Annotated in this window: 19 protein-coding genes; 12 read left to right on the forward strand and 7 right to left on the reverse strand. The window is 49.5% G+C overall.

The features are described from left to right. Nucleotides 1-60 precede the first annotated feature (60 nt). Nucleotides 61-870: a hypothetical protein gene (locus ACZ5ZV_RS04715; protein WP_464120261.1), complete on the forward strand. Its 810-nt coding sequence runs from the start codon at nucleotides 61-63 to the stop codon at nucleotides 868-870. A gap of 3 nt (nucleotides 871-873) precedes the next feature. Beyond that, a complete protein-coding gene (locus ACZ5ZV_RS04720) occupies nucleotides 874-1,743 on the forward strand; it encodes a hypothetical protein (protein WP_464120262.1) in 870 nt (289 codons plus the stop codon). 26 nt (nucleotides 1,744-1,769) lie between these two features. Here ACZ5ZV_RS04720 and ACZ5ZV_RS04725 read toward each other — a convergent pair whose 3' ends face one another. Next, on the reverse strand, nucleotides 1,770-3,290 hold the full coding sequence (locus tag ACZ5ZV_RS04725; RefSeq protein WP_464120263.1) for an acyl-CoA dehydrogenase family protein: 1,521 nt from the start codon (nucleotides 3,288-3,290) through the stop codon (nucleotides 1,770-1,772). Between the two features lie 128 nt (nucleotides 3,291-3,418). Here ACZ5ZV_RS04725 and ACZ5ZV_RS04730 point away from each other — a divergent pair, with 128 nt between their 5' ends. Together ACZ5ZV_RS04730 and ACZ5ZV_RS04735 are read left to right on the forward strand one after the other, a co-directional pair. Further along, a complete protein-coding gene (locus tag ACZ5ZV_RS04730; protein ID WP_464120264.1) occupies nucleotides 3,419-4,315 on the forward strand; it encodes a S1 family peptidase in 897 nt (298 codons plus the stop codon). A gap of 5 nt (nucleotides 4,316-4,320) precedes the next feature. Further along, entirely contained in the window at nucleotides 4,321-4,593 is a 273-nt protein-coding gene (locus tag ACZ5ZV_RS04735) for a hypothetical protein (RefSeq protein ID WP_464120265.1), read from the forward strand. Between the two features lie 4 nt (nucleotides 4,594-4,597). Here ACZ5ZV_RS04735 and ACZ5ZV_RS04740 read toward each other — a convergent pair whose 3' ends face one another. Further along, entirely contained in the window at nucleotides 4,598-5,728 is a 1,131-nt protein-coding gene (locus ACZ5ZV_RS04740; RefSeq protein WP_464120266.1) for an AGE family epimerase/isomerase, read from the reverse strand. Between the two features lie 205 nt (nucleotides 5,729-5,933). Here ACZ5ZV_RS04740 and ACZ5ZV_RS04745 point away from each other — a divergent pair, with 205 nt between their 5' ends. Further along, nucleotides 5,934-6,458 carry a hypothetical protein gene (locus ACZ5ZV_RS04745; protein WP_464120267.1) on the forward strand — a complete coding sequence of 175 codons (525 nt, stop codon included), beginning with the start codon at nucleotides 5,934-5,936 and terminating at the stop codon, nucleotides 6,456-6,458. A 57-nt stretch (nucleotides 6,459-6,515) separates the two neighbouring features. Here ACZ5ZV_RS04745 and ACZ5ZV_RS04750 read toward each other — a convergent pair whose 3' ends face one another. Beyond that, complete coding sequence (locus ACZ5ZV_RS04750; RefSeq protein ID WP_464120268.1) at nucleotides 6,516-6,959, reverse strand: hypothetical protein; 444 nt, start codon at nucleotides 6,957-6,959, stop codon at nucleotides 6,516-6,518. 136 nt (nucleotides 6,960-7,095) lie between these two features. On the opposite strand from ACZ5ZV_RS04750, the gene ACZ5ZV_RS04755 reads away from it, so the two are divergent. Continuing rightward, a complete protein-coding gene (locus ACZ5ZV_RS04755) occupies nucleotides 7,096-7,962 on the forward strand; it encodes a helix-turn-helix domain-containing protein (protein ID WP_464120269.1) in 867 nt (288 codons plus the stop codon). Here ACZ5ZV_RS04755 and ACZ5ZV_RS04760 read toward each other — a convergent pair. Both ACZ5ZV_RS04760 and ACZ5ZV_RS04765 read right to left on the reverse strand, forming a co-directional pair. After that, nucleotides 7,959-8,141, reverse strand: a complete 183-nt coding sequence (locus ACZ5ZV_RS04760) for a hypothetical protein (RefSeq protein WP_464120270.1) — start codon at nucleotides 8,139-8,141, stop codon at nucleotides 7,959-7,961. The two genes, ACZ5ZV_RS04755 and ACZ5ZV_RS04760, sit on opposite strands and share 4 nt — an antisense overlap. Nucleotides 8,142-8,270: 129 nt before the next feature. Then, entirely contained in the window at nucleotides 8,271-9,776 is a 1,506-nt protein-coding gene (locus tag ACZ5ZV_RS04765) for an MFS transporter (RefSeq protein WP_464120271.1), read from the reverse strand. 255 nt (nucleotides 9,777-10,031) lie between these two features. On the opposite strand from ACZ5ZV_RS04765, the gene ACZ5ZV_RS04770 reads away from it, so the two are divergent. Then, entirely contained in the window at nucleotides 10,032-10,919 is an 888-nt protein-coding gene (locus ACZ5ZV_RS04770) for a DUF4382 domain-containing protein (RefSeq protein ID WP_464120272.1), read from the forward strand. A gap of 84 nt (nucleotides 10,920-11,003) precedes the next feature. Continuing rightward, nucleotides 11,004-12,791, forward strand: a complete 1,788-nt coding sequence (locus ACZ5ZV_RS04775) for a MutS family DNA mismatch repair protein (RefSeq protein ID WP_464120273.1) — start codon at nucleotides 11,004-11,006, stop codon at nucleotides 12,789-12,791. A 199-nt stretch (nucleotides 12,792-12,990) separates the two neighbouring features. Here ACZ5ZV_RS04775 and ACZ5ZV_RS04780 read toward each other — a convergent pair whose 3' ends face one another. Both ACZ5ZV_RS04780 and ACZ5ZV_RS04785 read right to left on the reverse strand, forming a co-directional pair. Beyond that, the gene (locus tag ACZ5ZV_RS04780) at nucleotides 12,991-13,893 is read right to left on the reverse strand and encodes a LysR family transcriptional regulator (protein ID WP_464120274.1); all 903 of its coding nucleotides are present in this window, start codon (nucleotides 13,891-13,893) and stop codon (nucleotides 12,991-12,993) included. A 68-nt stretch (nucleotides 13,894-13,961) separates the two neighbouring features. After that, nucleotides 13,962-14,843 carry a pirin family protein gene (locus tag ACZ5ZV_RS04785; protein WP_464120275.1) on the reverse strand — a complete coding sequence of 294 codons (882 nt, stop codon included), beginning with the start codon at nucleotides 14,841-14,843 and terminating at the stop codon, nucleotides 13,962-13,964. 216 nt (nucleotides 14,844-15,059) lie between these two features. Here ACZ5ZV_RS04785 and ACZ5ZV_RS04790 point away from each other — a divergent pair, with 216 nt between their 5' ends. From ACZ5ZV_RS04790 to ACZ5ZV_RS04805, 4 genes are all read left to right on the forward strand, one after another. Further along, a complete protein-coding gene (locus ACZ5ZV_RS04790; RefSeq protein ID WP_464120276.1) occupies nucleotides 15,060-15,428 on the forward strand; it encodes a hypothetical protein in 369 nt (122 codons plus the stop codon). Between the two features lie 109 nt (nucleotides 15,429-15,537). Next, nucleotides 15,538-16,059 carry a DUF2231 domain-containing protein gene (locus ACZ5ZV_RS04795; protein ID WP_464120277.1) on the forward strand — a complete coding sequence of 174 codons (522 nt, stop codon included), beginning with the start codon at nucleotides 15,538-15,540 and terminating at the stop codon, nucleotides 16,057-16,059. Between the two features lie 212 nt (nucleotides 16,060-16,271). Beyond that, complete coding sequence (gene ygiD, locus ACZ5ZV_RS04800) at nucleotides 16,272-17,051, forward strand: 4,5-DOPA-extradiol-dioxygenase (RefSeq protein WP_464121389.1); 780 nt, start codon at nucleotides 16,272-16,274, stop codon at nucleotides 17,049-17,051. Between the two features lie 3 nt (nucleotides 17,052-17,054). After that, nucleotides 17,055-17,414, forward strand: a complete 360-nt coding sequence (locus ACZ5ZV_RS04805) for an alpha/beta hydrolase (RefSeq protein WP_464120278.1) — start codon at nucleotides 17,055-17,057, stop codon at nucleotides 17,412-17,414. Nucleotides 17,415-17,480 lie beyond the last annotated feature (66 nt).

Here is a 17,480-nt window from a genome sequence, read left to right on the forward strand (position 1 = left end):
AATGTCAATATCACTCCCAAAAAGGGACTGCTGGATCTATCCGATGATTTCGGCGAGGGTGTGCCTCGGTTTCCGACGACTTATAATGTTGAAGGCGATTGGGGGCCTGTTAATATTCGCACTCGCGAAAATATGACTCAATTTGATCTTTCTTTTTTTGTTTCCAATATCGGCGAACGTCGCTGTCTGAATGGTGAATGTTCCAGCTCTTCGAATTTTACCCAGCCTTTCACGGGTCAGATTGAACTTTACAAGCTTTCCAAGAACGCACGGCCTGAACTGATTGAGGAATGGTGGGATGGAGGACTGGTTCCACCTAATTGGCAGGGGTTTATGAGCGGTATGAGCTTTAAGGTCCAGGATCAGATTATTAAGTCCGGATCCCGGTATCGCCTGATTGCGACTTTCCAGGACCCCACGGACGATTATGCTATTTTTCTCAATGGACTAAAACAAATGTTGGTTCGCCTTTATAATACTGAGGGTGCCACGGTTGGGATTGACAACCTTCCTGCCATTCAGACGCTGGGTGAGCTTGGCGTGGTTCCCACCTTTGGTGGCCTGAGCGGTTTACGCGAGAATAACCAAACCGTGAACTTATCAGAAACATTGGCGGGATTGGAAGGGATCATTTCCTCTACGACCTGGCCTCCTTATTACGGAAAAATATGCAGTGAAAAGGCGAAATGCCAGAAGCTTGGCAATCGCAAGTTCCATCAAAAACTTATTTTGGAATTTACTGCTATTTTACCGGATCCTTCCGGAGGGCGCGTGATTCTGCAAGACATAAAAATGCAGAAGATGTCACCTGTCTTCAGGGAATATCCATTGCAGTCCGGGGAATTTATTTCCCTGCAGTGTGAGAGGTAATTAATGAAAAAAATGATTTTGGTGCTGCTGGCGTTTTTGGGTGAAGCGGTCCTGGCTTCTCCGGCGAACATGCAGACAGTTGTCAATAAAGACTCTGGCGAAATGCTTTATGCCTGCAATGCGAGGATCAGACATCCGGGCGGCGAAGAGCTTGAGTGTGTGAACCTTTCAACGGGGGAGTCCTGCTCTCCTGAGAAGGCCGCGGATGACGGAACTTCTTGTGTTTGTCGCAGTCGAAGCAACTGGGGTGATCAAATTCAGGCTTCGACTGTTTTTAATAAAACCCAAATCGCAATGGCGGGGCCTGACTGGGCATATCTTCAGCCTATGGATCGGTCTTTTGACAACAAGCTGTCGGAAATCGATATTTCATTAGGGAGCGAACGCCTTGGCGCGGAATATGCCATTACGTTTTGTTATGTCGGCCCCAAGGAGATGATGAAAAAGAAGACACGTCCAGAGGAGCAGGATCAGGACTTGTCAGAGGGGCGCTATCAGTTGGATGTTTCGTTGGCCGGAGTAAACTATGGCAGGTCTTTGGCGGATATCCGGTTTTTGTATAGCTGTGATTTGAGGAGCTCGGGGCAGCAGCTTCGCCCTCGTGATGCCAATGACTTGATCCCTTCAGGAGGTCTTCCGGAGGATGATGCTGGCTCTGAAGTGCAGATTTTAGGGGCGGGTTCCGGTTCCTCGGAGGTGAGCTTTTCCAAGACTAGTATTTTTCTGAACACAGATTTTGTTCAGGTTCCGCGTTTTTGTGTCTTTGAGTTTCGCTTCAAGGAGCTCAGTAAGGGCTTTCGAGATGCGGTCGGTAAAAGTACAAACTTTAGTGGAAAACTTCGTATCTGCAAACAAGGTGGCAGTTGTCCCTGAGTCGGTGTCCTCAGGGACAGGGCATGCTAGACTTTAAATTGCTTCTGGGCGGCGGATGAAATGGTGTCTGCAATCAGGAATGCGATATCGCGTGCCTGTTGCTCTTTTTCTTCCGGCCCCAGCCTTTGTAAAGACTTAAATTTGGTCAGTTGTTCATTTGTAGCGCCCATAGAGCGCACCAGGAACTCTTCCAAAACCTGCCAAGCCTGATCTTTTTCAAAGGCTCGCAGCATATCCAAAGAAAGCACGTTTGTGGTGCCTTCCCAGATGGAAAAGACCTGGGCATCACGCAGCAGACGGGGAACGCCGGTGTCTTCGATGTAGCCGGCACCTCCGAACATCTCCACCACTTCGCTGGCAATATGAATGGTTTTTTTTGCGGTATAGAGTTTGAGAATTGGCGTAAGGACCCTCAGAAGAATTTTTTCTGAAGCAGAGGCTTCGCCGACTTCTTCTTTGCCCAAAAGATCCGCGACCAGAAAGCAAAAGCTGATGCAGCGACGGAAATCCGCCTCCAGGGAATCCAGTGTGGTCTTGTGCAGGGGGTGATCAATCAGAAGCTTGCCGAACGCGTGGCGTTTGCGGGAATAGCTTTGCGCCAGATCCAGGCAGCGACGCATGTGTCCGACAGCGCAGATGGAATTGTAAATGCGGGTGATATTCAGGACGCTGGCGATGCGCTTGACGCCTTCGCCGGCGCTGCCGATCATGCGGGCCGGGGTTCCTGACAAGCTCAGTTCGGCCGTGGGCAGGGCCTTGGTTCCAAGTTTGTCTTTCAGACGATGAATCTGAATATTGTTCAGTTGTCCGTGATCATTGCGCAGTTCCAGGAAGAACAAAGCCAGTCCTTTGGATCCAGCCGGCGCACCCTCAGGACGAGCCAGTGTCAGCGCCATTTGGGATGTCGTTGCCGAGGTGAACCACTTTGTTCCATGCAAGGAATGGGTGGCGCCAAAGGCACTGGTACCAGTGAAGGGATGGGCGTCGGTGGAGGTGCCGCTGACGTCAGAGCCTCCGCTTCGCTCGGTCATCCATTGGCCTGCGGTCCAGAAGTTTTTGGGGTCACGAGATAGCAGGTGAGGCAAAGCCCGGGACTTAAGATCGCTGTCGCCATAAAGTTCAATCGCACGGGCCGCTCCGTCGGTCATGGCCAAGGGGCACGAGAATATCGCAGAGCTTGGAGAGTACAAATAAAGCAGCGCCATCTGGTAAGCCCGTGAGGCCGGGCCCCAGGTTCGATCGTAGGCCGTGGCCACGATACCCTCTTCCGCAGCGACGCGTTCAAGGGCTTTCCATCCCGATGAAGTTTTGATGTTATCAATGCGACGCCCCCAAGGATCGAAGGGGATATGTTCAGGGGGCTGGGCTTCGGCTTCCTCCGCCCAGATCAGCATATCCGTGACGGCACGTTCGCCCAGATGATCCAGATGAGGAAGGGCCTGTTTTTGAGCTTCCGGAGGCAACAGGGATTTAAGAATTTTCTGAAGAGTTTCATCGGAACGAAAAGTGTTCGAAAGGCTGGGACCTTCTTGATAAAAATTTTTCATACCTGAAAGTTTAGGCTTTTAGAGTCAGAGTTCAAGAATATGTCGGGAACCCCGTCTTTTTTTCAAAAATATGTTGCCGTTTGGTAACGTCCTACATATAAGAGCCCCTCTTTTAGGGGGAGGCTTTTTTGAACCGATATTTATTGGTATTGGCAACTATTGTTTTGGCGTCCTGTGGACTTTCAACTCGTCCACAAATCAACGCTAAGGATTCCACGGCTATTATTGGCGGCACAGACGTGGCAGAAAACAGCTCCATGTCCTCTGGTATTGTGGGAATCTATGACCTTGAAAATGATGCCATCTGCACGGGCTCTCTTATCGCGGATAACTATGTATTGACGGCGGCTCACTGTGTTTGGGGGGTGAAGCCAGCTAAAATTCGTCTGATCTTCGGTGTGGATATGGACGATCTTATGAACGCTCGTGAGCAGGATATCGTTCAGGCCTACACCCGCAGCGTGAGTGATTATAAAGTTCATTCCAGTTATGACCCGGATACCCAGGAAGACAAAGAGATGGATTGGGGCGATATTGCTCTTATTAAGTTCCGTGGTTCTTTGCCGCCAGGATACAAGCCTGTTCAGATTCTTCAGGATGACAGTATTCTGAAGCGTGGTTTGACTGTGACAGTGGCGGGCTACGGAGTTTCTGAAGTAGAGACCGAGCCGATCGATCCTAGAAAAGTAAAAAATCTGGACGAAGCCCTGGAATACGGCGAAGTCATGTGTGATGACGACCTGAAAAACTGCTTGAAAGTGGATATGTTCGGCGATGGGCTTTTGCGCGAAACGAAAGCTCCGATTTCATTTGTTCATGAAACAGAAGTTCGTCTGGATGAATCCAAAGGTCACGGGACATGTTCCGGTGATTCTGGTGGTTCCGCTTACGTGGAACAAAACGGCCAGATGTATCTGTTTGGCGTTACCAGCCGTGGCAGTGCATTGTGTGACAACACGGGTGTTTACACCAATGCGGTTTACTACAAAGACTGGATCGCTCAAACGATGCCAAAGATGCGCTAATACGCATGAAACAGCTGGTTGAGATCTGCTCAGGCTGTATTGTGAGATCTTCCGGGGAAGAGGGGTCCTCGGTGGTCATTAAAAAGGAGTTCCTGGAAAAGCTGCAAATTCGGCTGCAGGAACTCCGTCCGGATATTGCGTGGTCGGTTTCGACCACGTCCTGCCTGAGGCTCTGTCCGCCTCAAAGAATGTCGATGGTTGTGGCCAACCGCATGGAAATGAGTCGCAGCAACACGGTTGAAAGTGTTGCTGACGACATTATCTCTCGAATTAAATAATAAACTAGAGCTGAGGTCTGAGGCGCACGTATTCGTTGATCGCGCCCGTGATATGATAAAGCGAGCTGGCTTTGGCAGGTTGAATTTTGAACTCGCCACTTTCCAGCCAGGTATCAAACCACAAGCCCTTTTGGGGAGTTTCAAAGAACTTAAACAACGTCGCCATGGCTTCGTCTGCGGCTTTCGCGTAGACAGCACGCTGGGTTGTGTCTTCCAGCCCCATCTGCAGGACTGCTTTGATGCGCTCACATTGAGGCCAGAAGCGGGAAGAACGCTGCTTTGAAGACAGATCACTCCAGACTTCATCATAGACAGATCTTCTTTCCGGCCAGACGCCATGCTTTTCGCTTAGAGCAATCAATTTTTCACGAACAGCTGTGAGATCTTTGTCTGTGAGGCCCTGATAAAGTCCCAGCAACCAGGCCCATTCATATTGATGCCCCGGCTCGAAAACAAAACGGCCACCTTCAAGAATCGGGGACCAGTCAGCATTGAAGTGCTCGGCCAATGTGCCTGATTTTGCATCGATAAATTTATTCAGACACAGTTGCAGAATTTCATCGGCCAACCTTTGCCAAAGAGGATCTTTGTCGATAGCCATCCACGCCACAGCAGACTCTAACATGTGCATGTGCGGATTGGCCTCGTACTGAACACCTTTGTCAGTCAGCTCAGTGAAGCCGCCTTGAGGCAAATGCCGCTCGTTGTATAGATACTGCACCAGTTGGCGTGCGCGTTCTTTGTATTCTGTCTTGGGAAGAACAGCATAAGCATGAGCCAAGCCAAAAAGAGCAAATGCCTGTGCATACAGGTCCGGTGTGGTGTTCTGAGCAACGCCATCTTTGCTGGCGGAATGAATGAAAGCACCAGATGGCAAGGAATAGTTTTTGATCAGGGTTGTTGCACCAAGTTCGATGGCTTTGAGGGCCTTTTCCTTTTCGCAAAGCTGAAGCTCCATGGCGATACGCAAACTGTATATTTGGCGGGCTTGCACCATCGAGCGACGGGGAACATCCTGCGGTTCGCCGTCCAGCGAAAAGGACTCTACAAAGCCCCCATTCTGCCAGTCCACTCCCTTTGTGATCCATAGAGGCAGGACATCCTGGGAAAGCCATTGCTTGCACTGATTGATCATATCGTCTCCACAAAATTACCAAGCTTTGCAGGTCACGATATCATTGCAAAGTGACAGGAGTCCAGCAGACTCTGGGCCCAAACCGTGGGATTGCACAGAGTTTGGGTGTGTAAAGTATGTGTTTCATCCGTTGGCTTGCCACTGAAAAGGAATTCCTTCCGAATAAGATGAAGGAAACATGAATTGCGCAAGCAAGGAGGACAGTATGAAGAAGTTGATTCTATTTCTGGCATTTGGTTTGACAGGGGCCTTTACCCACGCCAACACCGAAGCTGTGGTGATGAATGATGAGGCCAGTATCGCCGGCAACCGCCTGTGGGCCTGTGGGTTGGCTTTCAAGGGCACATCCAAGGGCATCAAGGTGATCGTCGGACACTTTAAAACAGTGGCGTACGGAACTTTGAAGTGCAAGAGCATCAAAGGCACACGCTATTCACAGGATGTGAAGGTGACGATCGGACATCATTGGATTGGTCCAACGGCGGGTATAGGCTATTTCAAACTGGCCGGGGCTTCTTCAGAAGTCAGTCTTTTCAACTCGTCCCCGGACGTGATCCTGGGAAAATATCTGGTGGCACAAGGGGAAGCGGCGATCATTGGCGGTGTCGGGGCCTTCACGGCTGTGAAAGTGGGCTTGCCACAACTGGCTATGAATATCTCGTTGCAGCTGCTGCATGGCCTGGGCGTGCAGGTTGGTATTGATAAGCTGACAATCTCTGCGATCGATTAGTTTCTAAAATCATGATGAAAGAAAAAGCCCTTCCAATCAAGGAAGGGCTTTTTTAGTTTATTGCTTTTTCACGTAGGCATTAAGTTTCATGCCAGGAGCCATCGAGCTGGTGACGACCACCTGTGTTCCGCGAGCCAGGTCTTCTGTTTTATTCGCGCCAAAATCAACGTTGAATGTGATTGTTTTAGAGCGATTGCTAGGGCAGGTGAAGTTGCCTTTGAATTGTTTCGAGACGGCCAGAAACCAGTTTTCATCCCAACTGACACTGCTCAGCAGGTTGTAAGTGCCGTTGCAGACTTCGTCTTCAGCGCCGTTGGCATATGTTCTTTGTACTTCGAATTCGGTTGTGTTTAATATGCGAAAGTTCGCATAAATCTTTTGAAACCCGGCACGAGCCTCCACCTTATAGCGGCCCACCAAAGTTCCTGGGGTGATTTCAGCCGCCATTGCTGGCAACGCGGATAAAAGAATCATAGATGCAGAAATGAAATACTTTTTCATTAAGAGACCCTCCATTGGTTGATGAGCTTTTATACCGAGGGTATGCTGGACGGGACAAAACAAAAGACGGGACTTTGAGGTTATACAAAAGAATCTCGTCAAAATTTTTGTGGCAGTTGCCACTATTGGGAAAAGTATGCCGGGAAGAAATGTCGCTAAGCTTCATTCGATGGAAGCACTGGGTATTGTCACAGCTCAAAGAGGTGATATTCGCGCTGAAAGATTGGAAGAACGTGTGAACCCCAAGGTGCCGTTCCCGCATCGCCATGATTTTTTTCAGGTGGTGATCGTCACTGCTGGCAAGGGGCTGCACAACATTGATTTTAACAGCTACCCGCTGAAGGCCGGGAATATCTTTGTGGTTAAGCCTGGTCAGGTTCATCAGTGGTATCTGACCAAAGGAACGCGAGGATATGTGGTCGAGTTCTATCTGGATTCCTTGCGCATGGATCTTTTGGAAAAAGCTCCTTTGCAAAGCCTGTATGATGCTCCGGATGTATTTCGATTCTCTGCAGAGCTGCAAAAAGAAATGCGCTTTTATTCTGAGAAAATGTGCCTGGAGTTTGCAAAGAAAAAAATGGGGGCAGACCAGGCCTTGCGAAGTTTATTAAGCTTGCTGGCCCTGGAATTACTGCGCACCACCGAGTCAAAACCTAGCAAGGCCAAAAAAGCTGAAGTCAGTTTCATGCGAGAATTTGAAGGATTGATTGAAAAACACTTCAGTGAACAGCACAACGTGGACTTCTACGCCAGATCGTTGGGGATTTCGCCCAAGGCTTTGACGATGCGGGTGCTGAGACTATTGAATAAATCCGCACGTGAGATGATTCATGAACGTTGTTTGTTGGAAGCTCAAAGATATCTGGCTTACACAGTTTTACCGATAGGGGAGGTTTCCAGTGCGCTGGGCTTTCAGGATCCCAATTATTTCAGTCGGTTCTTCCGCGCCAAACTGGGGCTGAGTCCCGGGCAATTCCGGGACCGATATTCCAAGTTGAATTAGCCTTTGAAAGGAGTGTTGCCAGTGTCTTCGGATGCGCCTTCTTTGTGGCTGCGTTCAGCGTCCAGGGCGACCTTGCCAGTGATGCCCACCCACTCGGGGAAGAACACCATCAAAGAGAAATAGACTATCACGGAGATTCCCGCCACTGCTAAAAAACCAAGTATGAACCATAATTCCATGACATGCCCCCTAAGAACTCTTTCACTATAGTCGATATTCCAGTTTTTTGCCAGAGACGCCTTTCACATTCAATAGCACAAAGGTAACAGAAAAGCCTTTGGACCAGGGCGTCCAGCAAAAGAGCCTTTTTAGCTCTCCTGCTGTTGTCTGCGGACTTCGGCTTTTTCCACTTCAAGGATGTACTTCTTGGTGGCCTCTGGCAGTTCCTTCCACATGCGCAGGGCAAGAACCAGGCCCAGAACAGCAAAGGGGATCAGGAAAAGTGGCCAGTAGTGCCAGTTTTTTGCGGATAGATAGCCGATCGTAAGAGATTGCAAACCTGATCCCAGATAAACACAGCCGTCGACAATACCCGAAGCTGTTGCTGTCATTTTCTTGCCACCAAAGTCAGCCGCCGCTGTTCCTGACATCAGGGAATGCACGCCGATCACGGCCAGGGTCATCAAGACAGCGGCCAATCCGAAGACCGTAGGATCTTTGGTTAAGAAAACGCACATCACAATCAATAGCAGAATCATCACAACGTTATTGATTGCAGCCGGAGGCCCGCGACGGGACTGGAACATGCGATCTGAAACCAGGCCGGCAATAAAGCCTCCGAGAACCCCGGTTAAGCACAACAACAGCCCCCAGTTCTTGATGAAGAATTCGGACCCTGCATAGAAGGCCGGATTGGTGTCCTTGGTTTCATTGGCAAAGATCAGATACCATTGCATGATCCCGTTGCGCAAAACCCCTGAAGTGAAGTCCACCATGGCAATCGTGATCATGACGGGGTTAGAAAACACCTTCTTCAGAATCAGTGTCATCGTCATTTTGACATTTTCATCGTCATCGGTGGAGGAAGCATCAGCGGTGTCAAAGTCATCGAAGTTGGCTTCTTTTGGGGAATCTTTTAAAAGCACCATGTCGATCAGGGCCCAGACGATCAAGATGAAGGCGGGAATGGTAAAGACCAGCCAGGTGGCATCTGTGGCACCGGTATCAATCGCAAAGATATGTTGAATGAATTTTTGGAAAGCGGTCTTTTCACCTTCGATATGTAACTTCGAGGCATCAACGATGGCCTGTCCCCAGTCGAAGGCGAAGTACACGCCGAACGAAATCAGGGTTCCAAAGATGGCGCCAAAGACGCCGCGTTCACGAACGTGGAACCAATAGGCTTTGACCTTGATGATGGATACAGCTCCATAGCTTTGGAAGAACATGTTCATCGCGTACAGAACCGAAAAGGCCACAACCATATTGGTTTTCAGGCGTCCCATCAGGTACAAATAGGTTGCGCCGCCCATTAGCAGATTCATCAAGGCAGAACCCAGGGTGGCAATCAGAATTCCCTTTTTGCCACCCATTTTGTCCACCAGGGGTCCATTAATCAGGAATGACAGGCCATAGACAATAGTGCCCGCAGCAAAGATGATCCCAAACTGTTCTTTGGTCATCATCTCGCCCATGGCATTCTTGGAAACATTCAGATTGTAGCGGGCCATGTAGAGAAAGGCATAGCTCATCCCCAGGGGGAACCAGTTCACGAAGCGCCTGAAGATAAATTTTTTCGAGTGATTCAGAGGATTGTTGTTGAAGTATAAATAAATGACCGCGGCTAGACATATGCTGACGAGAAGTAAGGCCATAGCGTCTCCAGTGTGTTGAGCGGCCCCACAGTATGTGAGAAACGAGCAAATGGCAAACTGAAGTCTGTAATGTGAAGAGGTTTATTTTTCTTCTCACATGGGGGCTGCGTGACAAGGCCAATGAAGACAGCAGAATGTTGAAGAAAGTGCCCAAGTCTTTGATAGCTCTCTCAGATTGAATGCCTCAAAGGGGACATTTTTGAGTCTGTAAGTCGAGAGGAGTATATTGAGCGTAAGAATTACCAGGAGGGTAAGATGAAGCGTGTTTCTGTAAAGCTTATATGCCTCGGTGCTGTGCTGCTTGGGTCCGCCTGCAGTCGCACTGTCAGTGAGCCAGACTCTGAAAGCGGAGCCACCTCGAGTCAGTACAAAAGTGAAATGAGCACAGTCAGTTTCAAACTGACAGATGCGCCGAATAAAGATCTCAAGTCCGTTGTGGTGGATATTGATCACATGGAAGTCTTGATCGGCGGGGCGGGTAAATCCGGGCGTCTGCAGTTGGCTCAAGGATTGGGGCCGGTGGATTTGTTGAAGTTGCAAAATGGTGTGACGCTGCCGTTGCAGGATATCGTTGCTCCAGCGGGATTGCGTATTCAGCAGATCCGTCTGGTTCTAAAACATGAAGGACATTATGCCGTCAAAGGTGATGACTCCATCTGTGAGCTGAAAACACCGAGCGCCCAAAAGACCGGTGTCAAAATCATCCTGACGAATAAAGTGGAATTTGAAGCAGGTCATAACTATCAGGTTGTTGTGGACTTTGATGCGCTGAAATCCGTCGTTGTGCAAGGTAACGGGGGTTGTCTGTTGAAACCTGTGTTGAAACTGAAGTCCGTTTTGAAAACACCGGCAGCTATTGAAGAGCCTGGCACTGGCGAAGAATCCGGATCTGGTGAAGAACCCGGAACGGGTGAAGAAGCTGGGGCTGGCGAAGACCCTGGAGCTGACGTGGATTCCGGTTCTGGCGTTGATAGCGGTGGTGATTCCGGAGCGGCTGAACCCGAGCCAACACCTGAGCAGCCAGGAGAAGAGCTGGTGACTGTGCCTGATACGAATGATGGTTCTGACGATGGTTATGTCCCAATCGTAGATGGTCAGGAGTATCCTGTAGTGACAGAGGAAGAACTTTCTCAGCTTTTGTAAGTCTTATCTTTTTCCCGGGCTCTCGGTCGAGAGCCCGGGGTTTTTGAGTTGCCTCGCTTTCGTGGCCCCGGCATCATGGAAAGCATGAAGCAACAATCCGTCAAAAGAAAATCCGCACGCATTCAGAGTCTCTTGCAGCTCTGGCAGCAGCGCCTTCGTCAACATCAGAACATTCGTCTTTTAACAGCCCTGATCTTTCTTGCAAGCCTTGTTGTTCTGTCTATGATGCCAAATGCACGCTCAGGTTTTGCAGTTCCGGCGGTGTTGATGGGGATCTTCGTCGTCCTAGTAGTGCGAACGCGTCGGATCTATCGTCACGTGCAAAGATTGACCCGTTGGAATGAATTCCTTCTGCGTCAGCACAGGCGTCTTTTAGGGCAACCCTCAGGTCGCAGTTGGAAGCAGGCATTTGATACGTCGGCAGAGTTTCCCATGATCCGGGATTTGGGATTGGTGGGGTCGCACTCATTGTGGACTTTGCTGGACGAAACACTTTCAGAAGGAGGACTGCGTCGACTTTTGGGATGGATGAGTCAGCCGCCCTCTGATGTCGAAGTTTTAAGAAAACGTCAGGAGCAAATCCGTCTGTTGCGCCCGCACGTCTGGTTCTACACGCGGCTGGGGATTGAAACCAATTCCAATGAGCTGAATCTTTCCACCTTGCAGATCCAGGAGTTTCTGAAAAACTCTTTCGTGGGGCCGCGCTTTGGTGTGCTTCTGATTGCCAATTTGATTTTATGGTCGATCACACTGGCTGTGTTGATTTTTGTCAGTGTGACGGGGACGATTTTGCCATCAGTGGTGTTTATGGCATTTCCTCTTTTAAGTCTTTTCAGTCTGGGGTCCGTGGGGTCCGCCTTTTTGCAGGGAACCGGATTGTCTCATCATCTGACGGCTTTGGCGCCGGTGCTGGAGGCGATTGAAAGAAAATCCACCAGCGATAAAGTATTGCAGGATCTTTGTCCGACAATCTTTCAGTTGTCACCGTCACGAACAGCACAGAAGCTGGAAACAATTCTGGGCTTTGTGGGAACTCAGACCAATCCTATTTTGCATTTTATTTTAAATGCGATTCTTCCGTGGACGGTGGTCTCGGTCTATTTCCTGGAACGTTTAAGATTGAAGATGGCTCAGGACTTCCCGGCCTGTGTCGAAGAGCTTTCAGAATTTGAAGTGCTGGGGTCTTTGCTGGTCTTTGATAAGTATCAGACCCAGTGTTATCCGGAGTTTGCCACGGAAAAGACTTTGATTTGCAAGAATGTCTTCCATCCTCTTTTGGATCGCAGTAAGGCGGTCGCCAATGATTTTGAGTTCCCGAAAGATAAATCGTTGGGGCTTCTAACGGGGTCCAACATGTCGGGTAAGTCCACGTTCCTGCGCACCTTGGGGGTGAATCAGACACTGGCCAACATGGGCGCGCCAGTCTTTGCAGAACGCTTTGTGACGATTCCTCTGCAGATTGAAACCTGCATCGAGGTCAGTGATTCTTTGCGTGATGGGTATTCTTACTTCTATGCGGAAGTCCGACGTCTGAAGGACATTCTGAATACCGCGGCTTCAGGAAAGCCCGTTTTATACTTGATTGATGAAATCTTCCGCGGCACTAACAATCGGGAGCGTCAGATCGGCAGTCGTGCGGTGATTCAGACGCTGGCTCAGGAAAAATCTGCGATGGGCTTTATATCAACTCATGACTTGGAGCTGACGGCATTGGAAGCCAGCAACCCGACCTTGTTGAATCTGCACTTCCGGGAAGATATTGATGATAATGGAAAGATGATATTCCATTATCATCTGCGACTGGGGCCTTGTCCAACGACCAATGCTTTGCGAATTATGGCGGCTGAAGGTATTAAGGTCGAAGAAGTTTAAAATTTACTCGGATTAAAGTTTCTGCATCTTGGCAGCAGACGCTTTACTGAAGAAAAAGTGCGTTATAATAAGCATGTGGAAACGATCCGGAAGTTGGTAAGTGGTTTTAGATTTCATTCTTTTTTCACCTTCCATCTTTTAGGGGTCGTCCGAAACGGGACTTGGCCAAAGGGTCGGGGCCCGTTTCCATTTTTAGCATCTAAAGTTCAAGTTCCTTTAAGCGTTCCTTTAAAAGATCACTGGCGCAGTTAATAAATGCCATAAGGCGCGGTTGGGTAAATCGTTGAGGCGGGTAGACGAAGCTCACGGGTCTTACATCTGAACGCCAGTCCGGCAGAATGCGCACCAGCTTTTTGGTTTTCGACTCCGCTCCACAGAGGAAGGTTGGCAGTAGAGCGATGCCCTCACCTGAAACCGCCAGTTCCTTGATCGTATTCAGATCATCAATGACCAGATCTCCGTTCAGATTCACAGTCACTTTATTGCGGTTTTTGTTTAAAAATTCCCAGTGGTCTTTTCCCAGCGGCGTGAATTGTAGGCATTGATGGTCGCGCAGGTCCTTGGGGTGAAGAGGTGTGCTTGTTCGTTTGAGATATGTCGGACTGGCGAAAGGGGCAAAATAACTCAGTCCCAGTTTCCTGGTGATCAGTGTTGAATCCTTCAGCTCGCCCGCGCGAATGGCCAGATCCACTCCCTCGGAGATCAAATCCACCTGTCGGTCTGTCAGCAGCAGTTCCAGTTGAATTTTCGGATATTGGCGACGAAATTCTGTGATCACTTCCTTTAACAAGCTGGGGCCGATGATGGCAGGGGCGGTGACCTTCAACAGTCCCTGTGGTTCTCCTTGTCCTTGACTGACCTCTTCTGTGGCGGCTTTAAGCTCGCCAATCCCCACCTGACAGCGTTGAAAGAACATCTGTCCTGCCTGGGTGATTTGCAATTTGCGAGTGGTCCGATGAAGTAAGGTGACGCCCAGGCGTTTTTCCAGAGACGAAATTTTCGCGCTGACAGTGGAGTTGGGCATCTCCAACTGCTTTGCAGCGGAGGAAAAACTGCCGGTCTGAACGACTTTGACAAAGATGGCGATTTCATTCAAGTCCATGGCTGAATTGTGCCTGAGACCTGCGGGAAAAACAAATCCGAAGGAGCCTTTGCCCCTTCGGATTCTTTTTAGCGCGAACCTTCAATGGAATCTATCTGACCCATTTTACCTTCTTGGAAGTCAATAAAGGCCTGACGGATTTCTGCTTCCGAATTCATGACAAACGGGCCATAACCAACAATACGCTCTTCAATAGGTTCACCACCTAAGAAAAGTATTTTGGCATCAGTGCCGGCAGTCAGAGTGAAACTGGCTCCCTCGCGGTCCAGGACGGCCAGCTCCGCTTCCTGCAAGCGCTCTCCCGTACCCAATGTGACCTCGCCGCTAAGAACAAAGACAGCCGCCGTATGGCCAACGGGGGGATTGAGTTCCGTTTTGCTTCCGGCCTGTAAACGCAGATCCCACAAGTTGATCGGAGTGAATGTCTTTGCAGGTCCTCGATTCCCATGGAATTCACCGGCGATCACTCGCAAGTGGCCCGCCCCATCTGCCAAAGCAACTTGAGGGATTTCCGTATTCATCAAGCCCTGATAGCGGGGTTTGGACATTTTGTCCTTCTTCGGCAGATTGACCCAAAGTTGAACCATTTCAAAATTGCCACCCTTTTTCGCGAAGTCAGCACCATGGAATTCTTCATGCACCAAACCTGAAGCAGCCGTCATCCATTGCACATCGCCGGGTTTGATCAGGTCACCACCGCCTGCAGAGTCGCGGTGTTCCACTTCGCCGTCGTAAACAATGGTCACTGTTTCAAAACCGCGGTGAGGGTGCTCACCCACGCCGCGACGATGTTCCGACGGAGGAAAAACTGCCGGGCCCGCGTAGTCCATCAGAAGAAATGGACTCATTTCCCGGGCGATGTCGTTGTAGGTAAAGATCGAGCGGACTGGAAAACCGTCGCCGACCCAGTGTCGGGCATTACTTTGTTGAGAGAATAAGAGTTTTTTCATAACAGTCCCTTTCATATGCTGTTAATATAACACCCCATTGATATTTTGATTAGATGGATAAAATAGAAAGATTATTTAATGTATTGGATAATCAATGGATTTGAGGGGCTGGCTCATTGCCACAGCGTATATGTTCGTTTTAAGAAAAAGCAGGTACTTTGTCACAAGTGGGAAGCTGGCCTCCTAGTGACAGAGAGAAGCTTTGAAAGGATATTTATGATGAAGCAGTTCAAAGAATGGGGCGTTATTGTCGTTGCCGCCGTTTTGGTTTTTTTGGCGTTTGGATCAGAGGCTTTGGCAAAGGAGTCTTTGCAGATTGTTCCGAATCAAAAAGTCTGTATGGTGACGAACATGGTTTTCCCCCGTGATCAAATTCCAGTGTCCCATGCTGGGAAAACATACTATGGCTGCTGTGAGAACTGCAAAAAAACCCTGGCGGAAGATGCCAGTGCGCGCAAAGCGATTGATCCTGTAACCGGTAAGTCCATCGACAAAGCCACGGCTGTAATTGCGGCTCGCGCTGACGGTTCTGTGGTTTACTTTGAAAACAAGGCCAGCTTCGAGCGCTACAGTAAAAACAAATAACAATCGACCTTGGCCTGAGTCGTTCGCTGAGAGTTGGCACTTCGCTACCGGAGGGCTGGCTCTTGCGGAAAAGACGCTATACTTTGAAGACATAAAACAGGGAGGTTTTATGTACAGCAAAGTATCAATCAAAGGGCATGGAATTCATCCCATGCTGGTGGCCTTTCCCATTACGTTTTATCTTCTTACCTTTGTCAGCTTTCTTGTGTACCAGTTCGCGGATGTTGAGATCTTCTGGTATAAACTGGGATACTTTTCCAATATGGCGGCCGTGGCGCTTGCCGTGGTGGCGGCCATTCCCGGATTTATTGACTGGGCCATGACAATTCCCAAGGACACCACTGCAAAAAAAGACGGCCTGATTCACATGTTGCTCAATGTTCTCACTTTGGGACTATTTGCTGTGAATGCAGTCCTGCTCGGGGGAACTTGGAATGCTCCGCTGAATTCGCTGACATTTCCGCTGGTTTTAACGGGCGTAGGTTGTCTGTGCCTGGTGGGCGCAGGGGCCTATGGATGGACCTTGGTAGCCATCCATAAAGTGGGAATTCCGATGAGTTCAGAACAGGCGATCTTGCAGGATCGTTATGAGCACGATGAAAGACCCCAGGATCATATCAGCTTTCATTAAAGTTGGCTGAGTCATTGTCCCCCTGGCGCAACAGAGTGATTCGGTTTTGAACCCTGCCGCAACAGTGAGTTCTTTCGGATAATGAATCCATGAAAGATCGATATCACCGAATCACACGCAGGTCCCTGATGTTCGGAGCCGGAGGTTTTCTGGCTCTGCTGGGGCTGCGTCAGTTGAAGTTGGGGGGAGGTTCCTTGGATGCATCATCAGCTATGCCAGTTCTGTTTTTAGGTCATGGAAGCCCCATGAATGCAATCGAAGACAATCGTTTCACTCAGCGCTTAGGGCAGTTGGGAGTCGAGCTTCCGCGTCCCAAAGCCATCTTGTGCATTTCTGCTCACTGGTTGAGTGCCGGGACCTGGGTGACTCACATGGGCCAGCCTCGCACTATTCATGATTTTTACGGGTTTCCGCAGGCTCTTTTTGATGTGCAGTATCCTGCTCCGGGCAATCCGGCCTTGGCAGAACAAATCCAAAAGTTGACCGACAAGCCCCAAATACACGCTGACAAAAATGTGTGGGGATTGGATCACGGGACCTGGTCCGTACTGCGCCGAATTTATCCCGAGGCGGATATTCCTGTGTTGCAGCTAAGCATAGATATGTCCGAACCTCCGGCGTTTCATCTGCAGCTGGGAAAAATTCTGAAGTCCTTGCGTGAGCAGGGGGTTCTGATCGTGGGCAGTGGCAATATTGTCCATAACCTTCGGCAGATTGACTGGAGTAAGCAGTCCCAGGGCTTTGACTGGGCCGTGGAGTTTGACGAGTGGGTCAAGGGACAGATTGAAAAAAGGGACTTTGCCTCATTGGCCTCTGATTTTATGAAGACCTCCGCCGGGCGCAACAGTGTACCGACTCCGGATCACTACTATCCGCTGTTGTATGTGTTAGGGGCTGCAGACGCGCAAAAAGATGAACTGAAGTTTGAGTTTGAAGGTTATGACATGGGTTCGATTTCCATGCGCTGTTTGAGTCTGGGAAGGAAGGTCTGAATTATGTATACATACATCCCGGCAAAAGAAGAATCATCTGCGAAGACACCGGTTCTGGTGCTGATGCACGGAGTGGGATCCAATGAGCAGGACCTTGCGGAGTTCGGAGCTTCGTTGGATCCACGCTTGGATGTTTACAGCTTGCGTGGTCCTTTGCCTATGGGCCCTCACAGTTATGGTTGGTTTCATGTGAACTTCACGGAGCAGGGACCTGTGCATAATAAGGAACAAGCCGAAGTGGCGCGGCAGCGACACCGGATGTTTTTATTCTACATGGAATCGAAGATAACAGGCTTCCTTTCTTTCATGCTCAAGAGTCTGAAAGAGTTTTTTCGGATGCAGGCTTTCCTGTGCAATTACTGACTTATTCGGCGCAGCACGAAGTCAGTGAAGAGATGCGCGCGGATATCCGTCGTCTTCTGAAACAAC

This window comes from Bdellovibrio sp. HAGR004, from assembly GCF_055397015.1.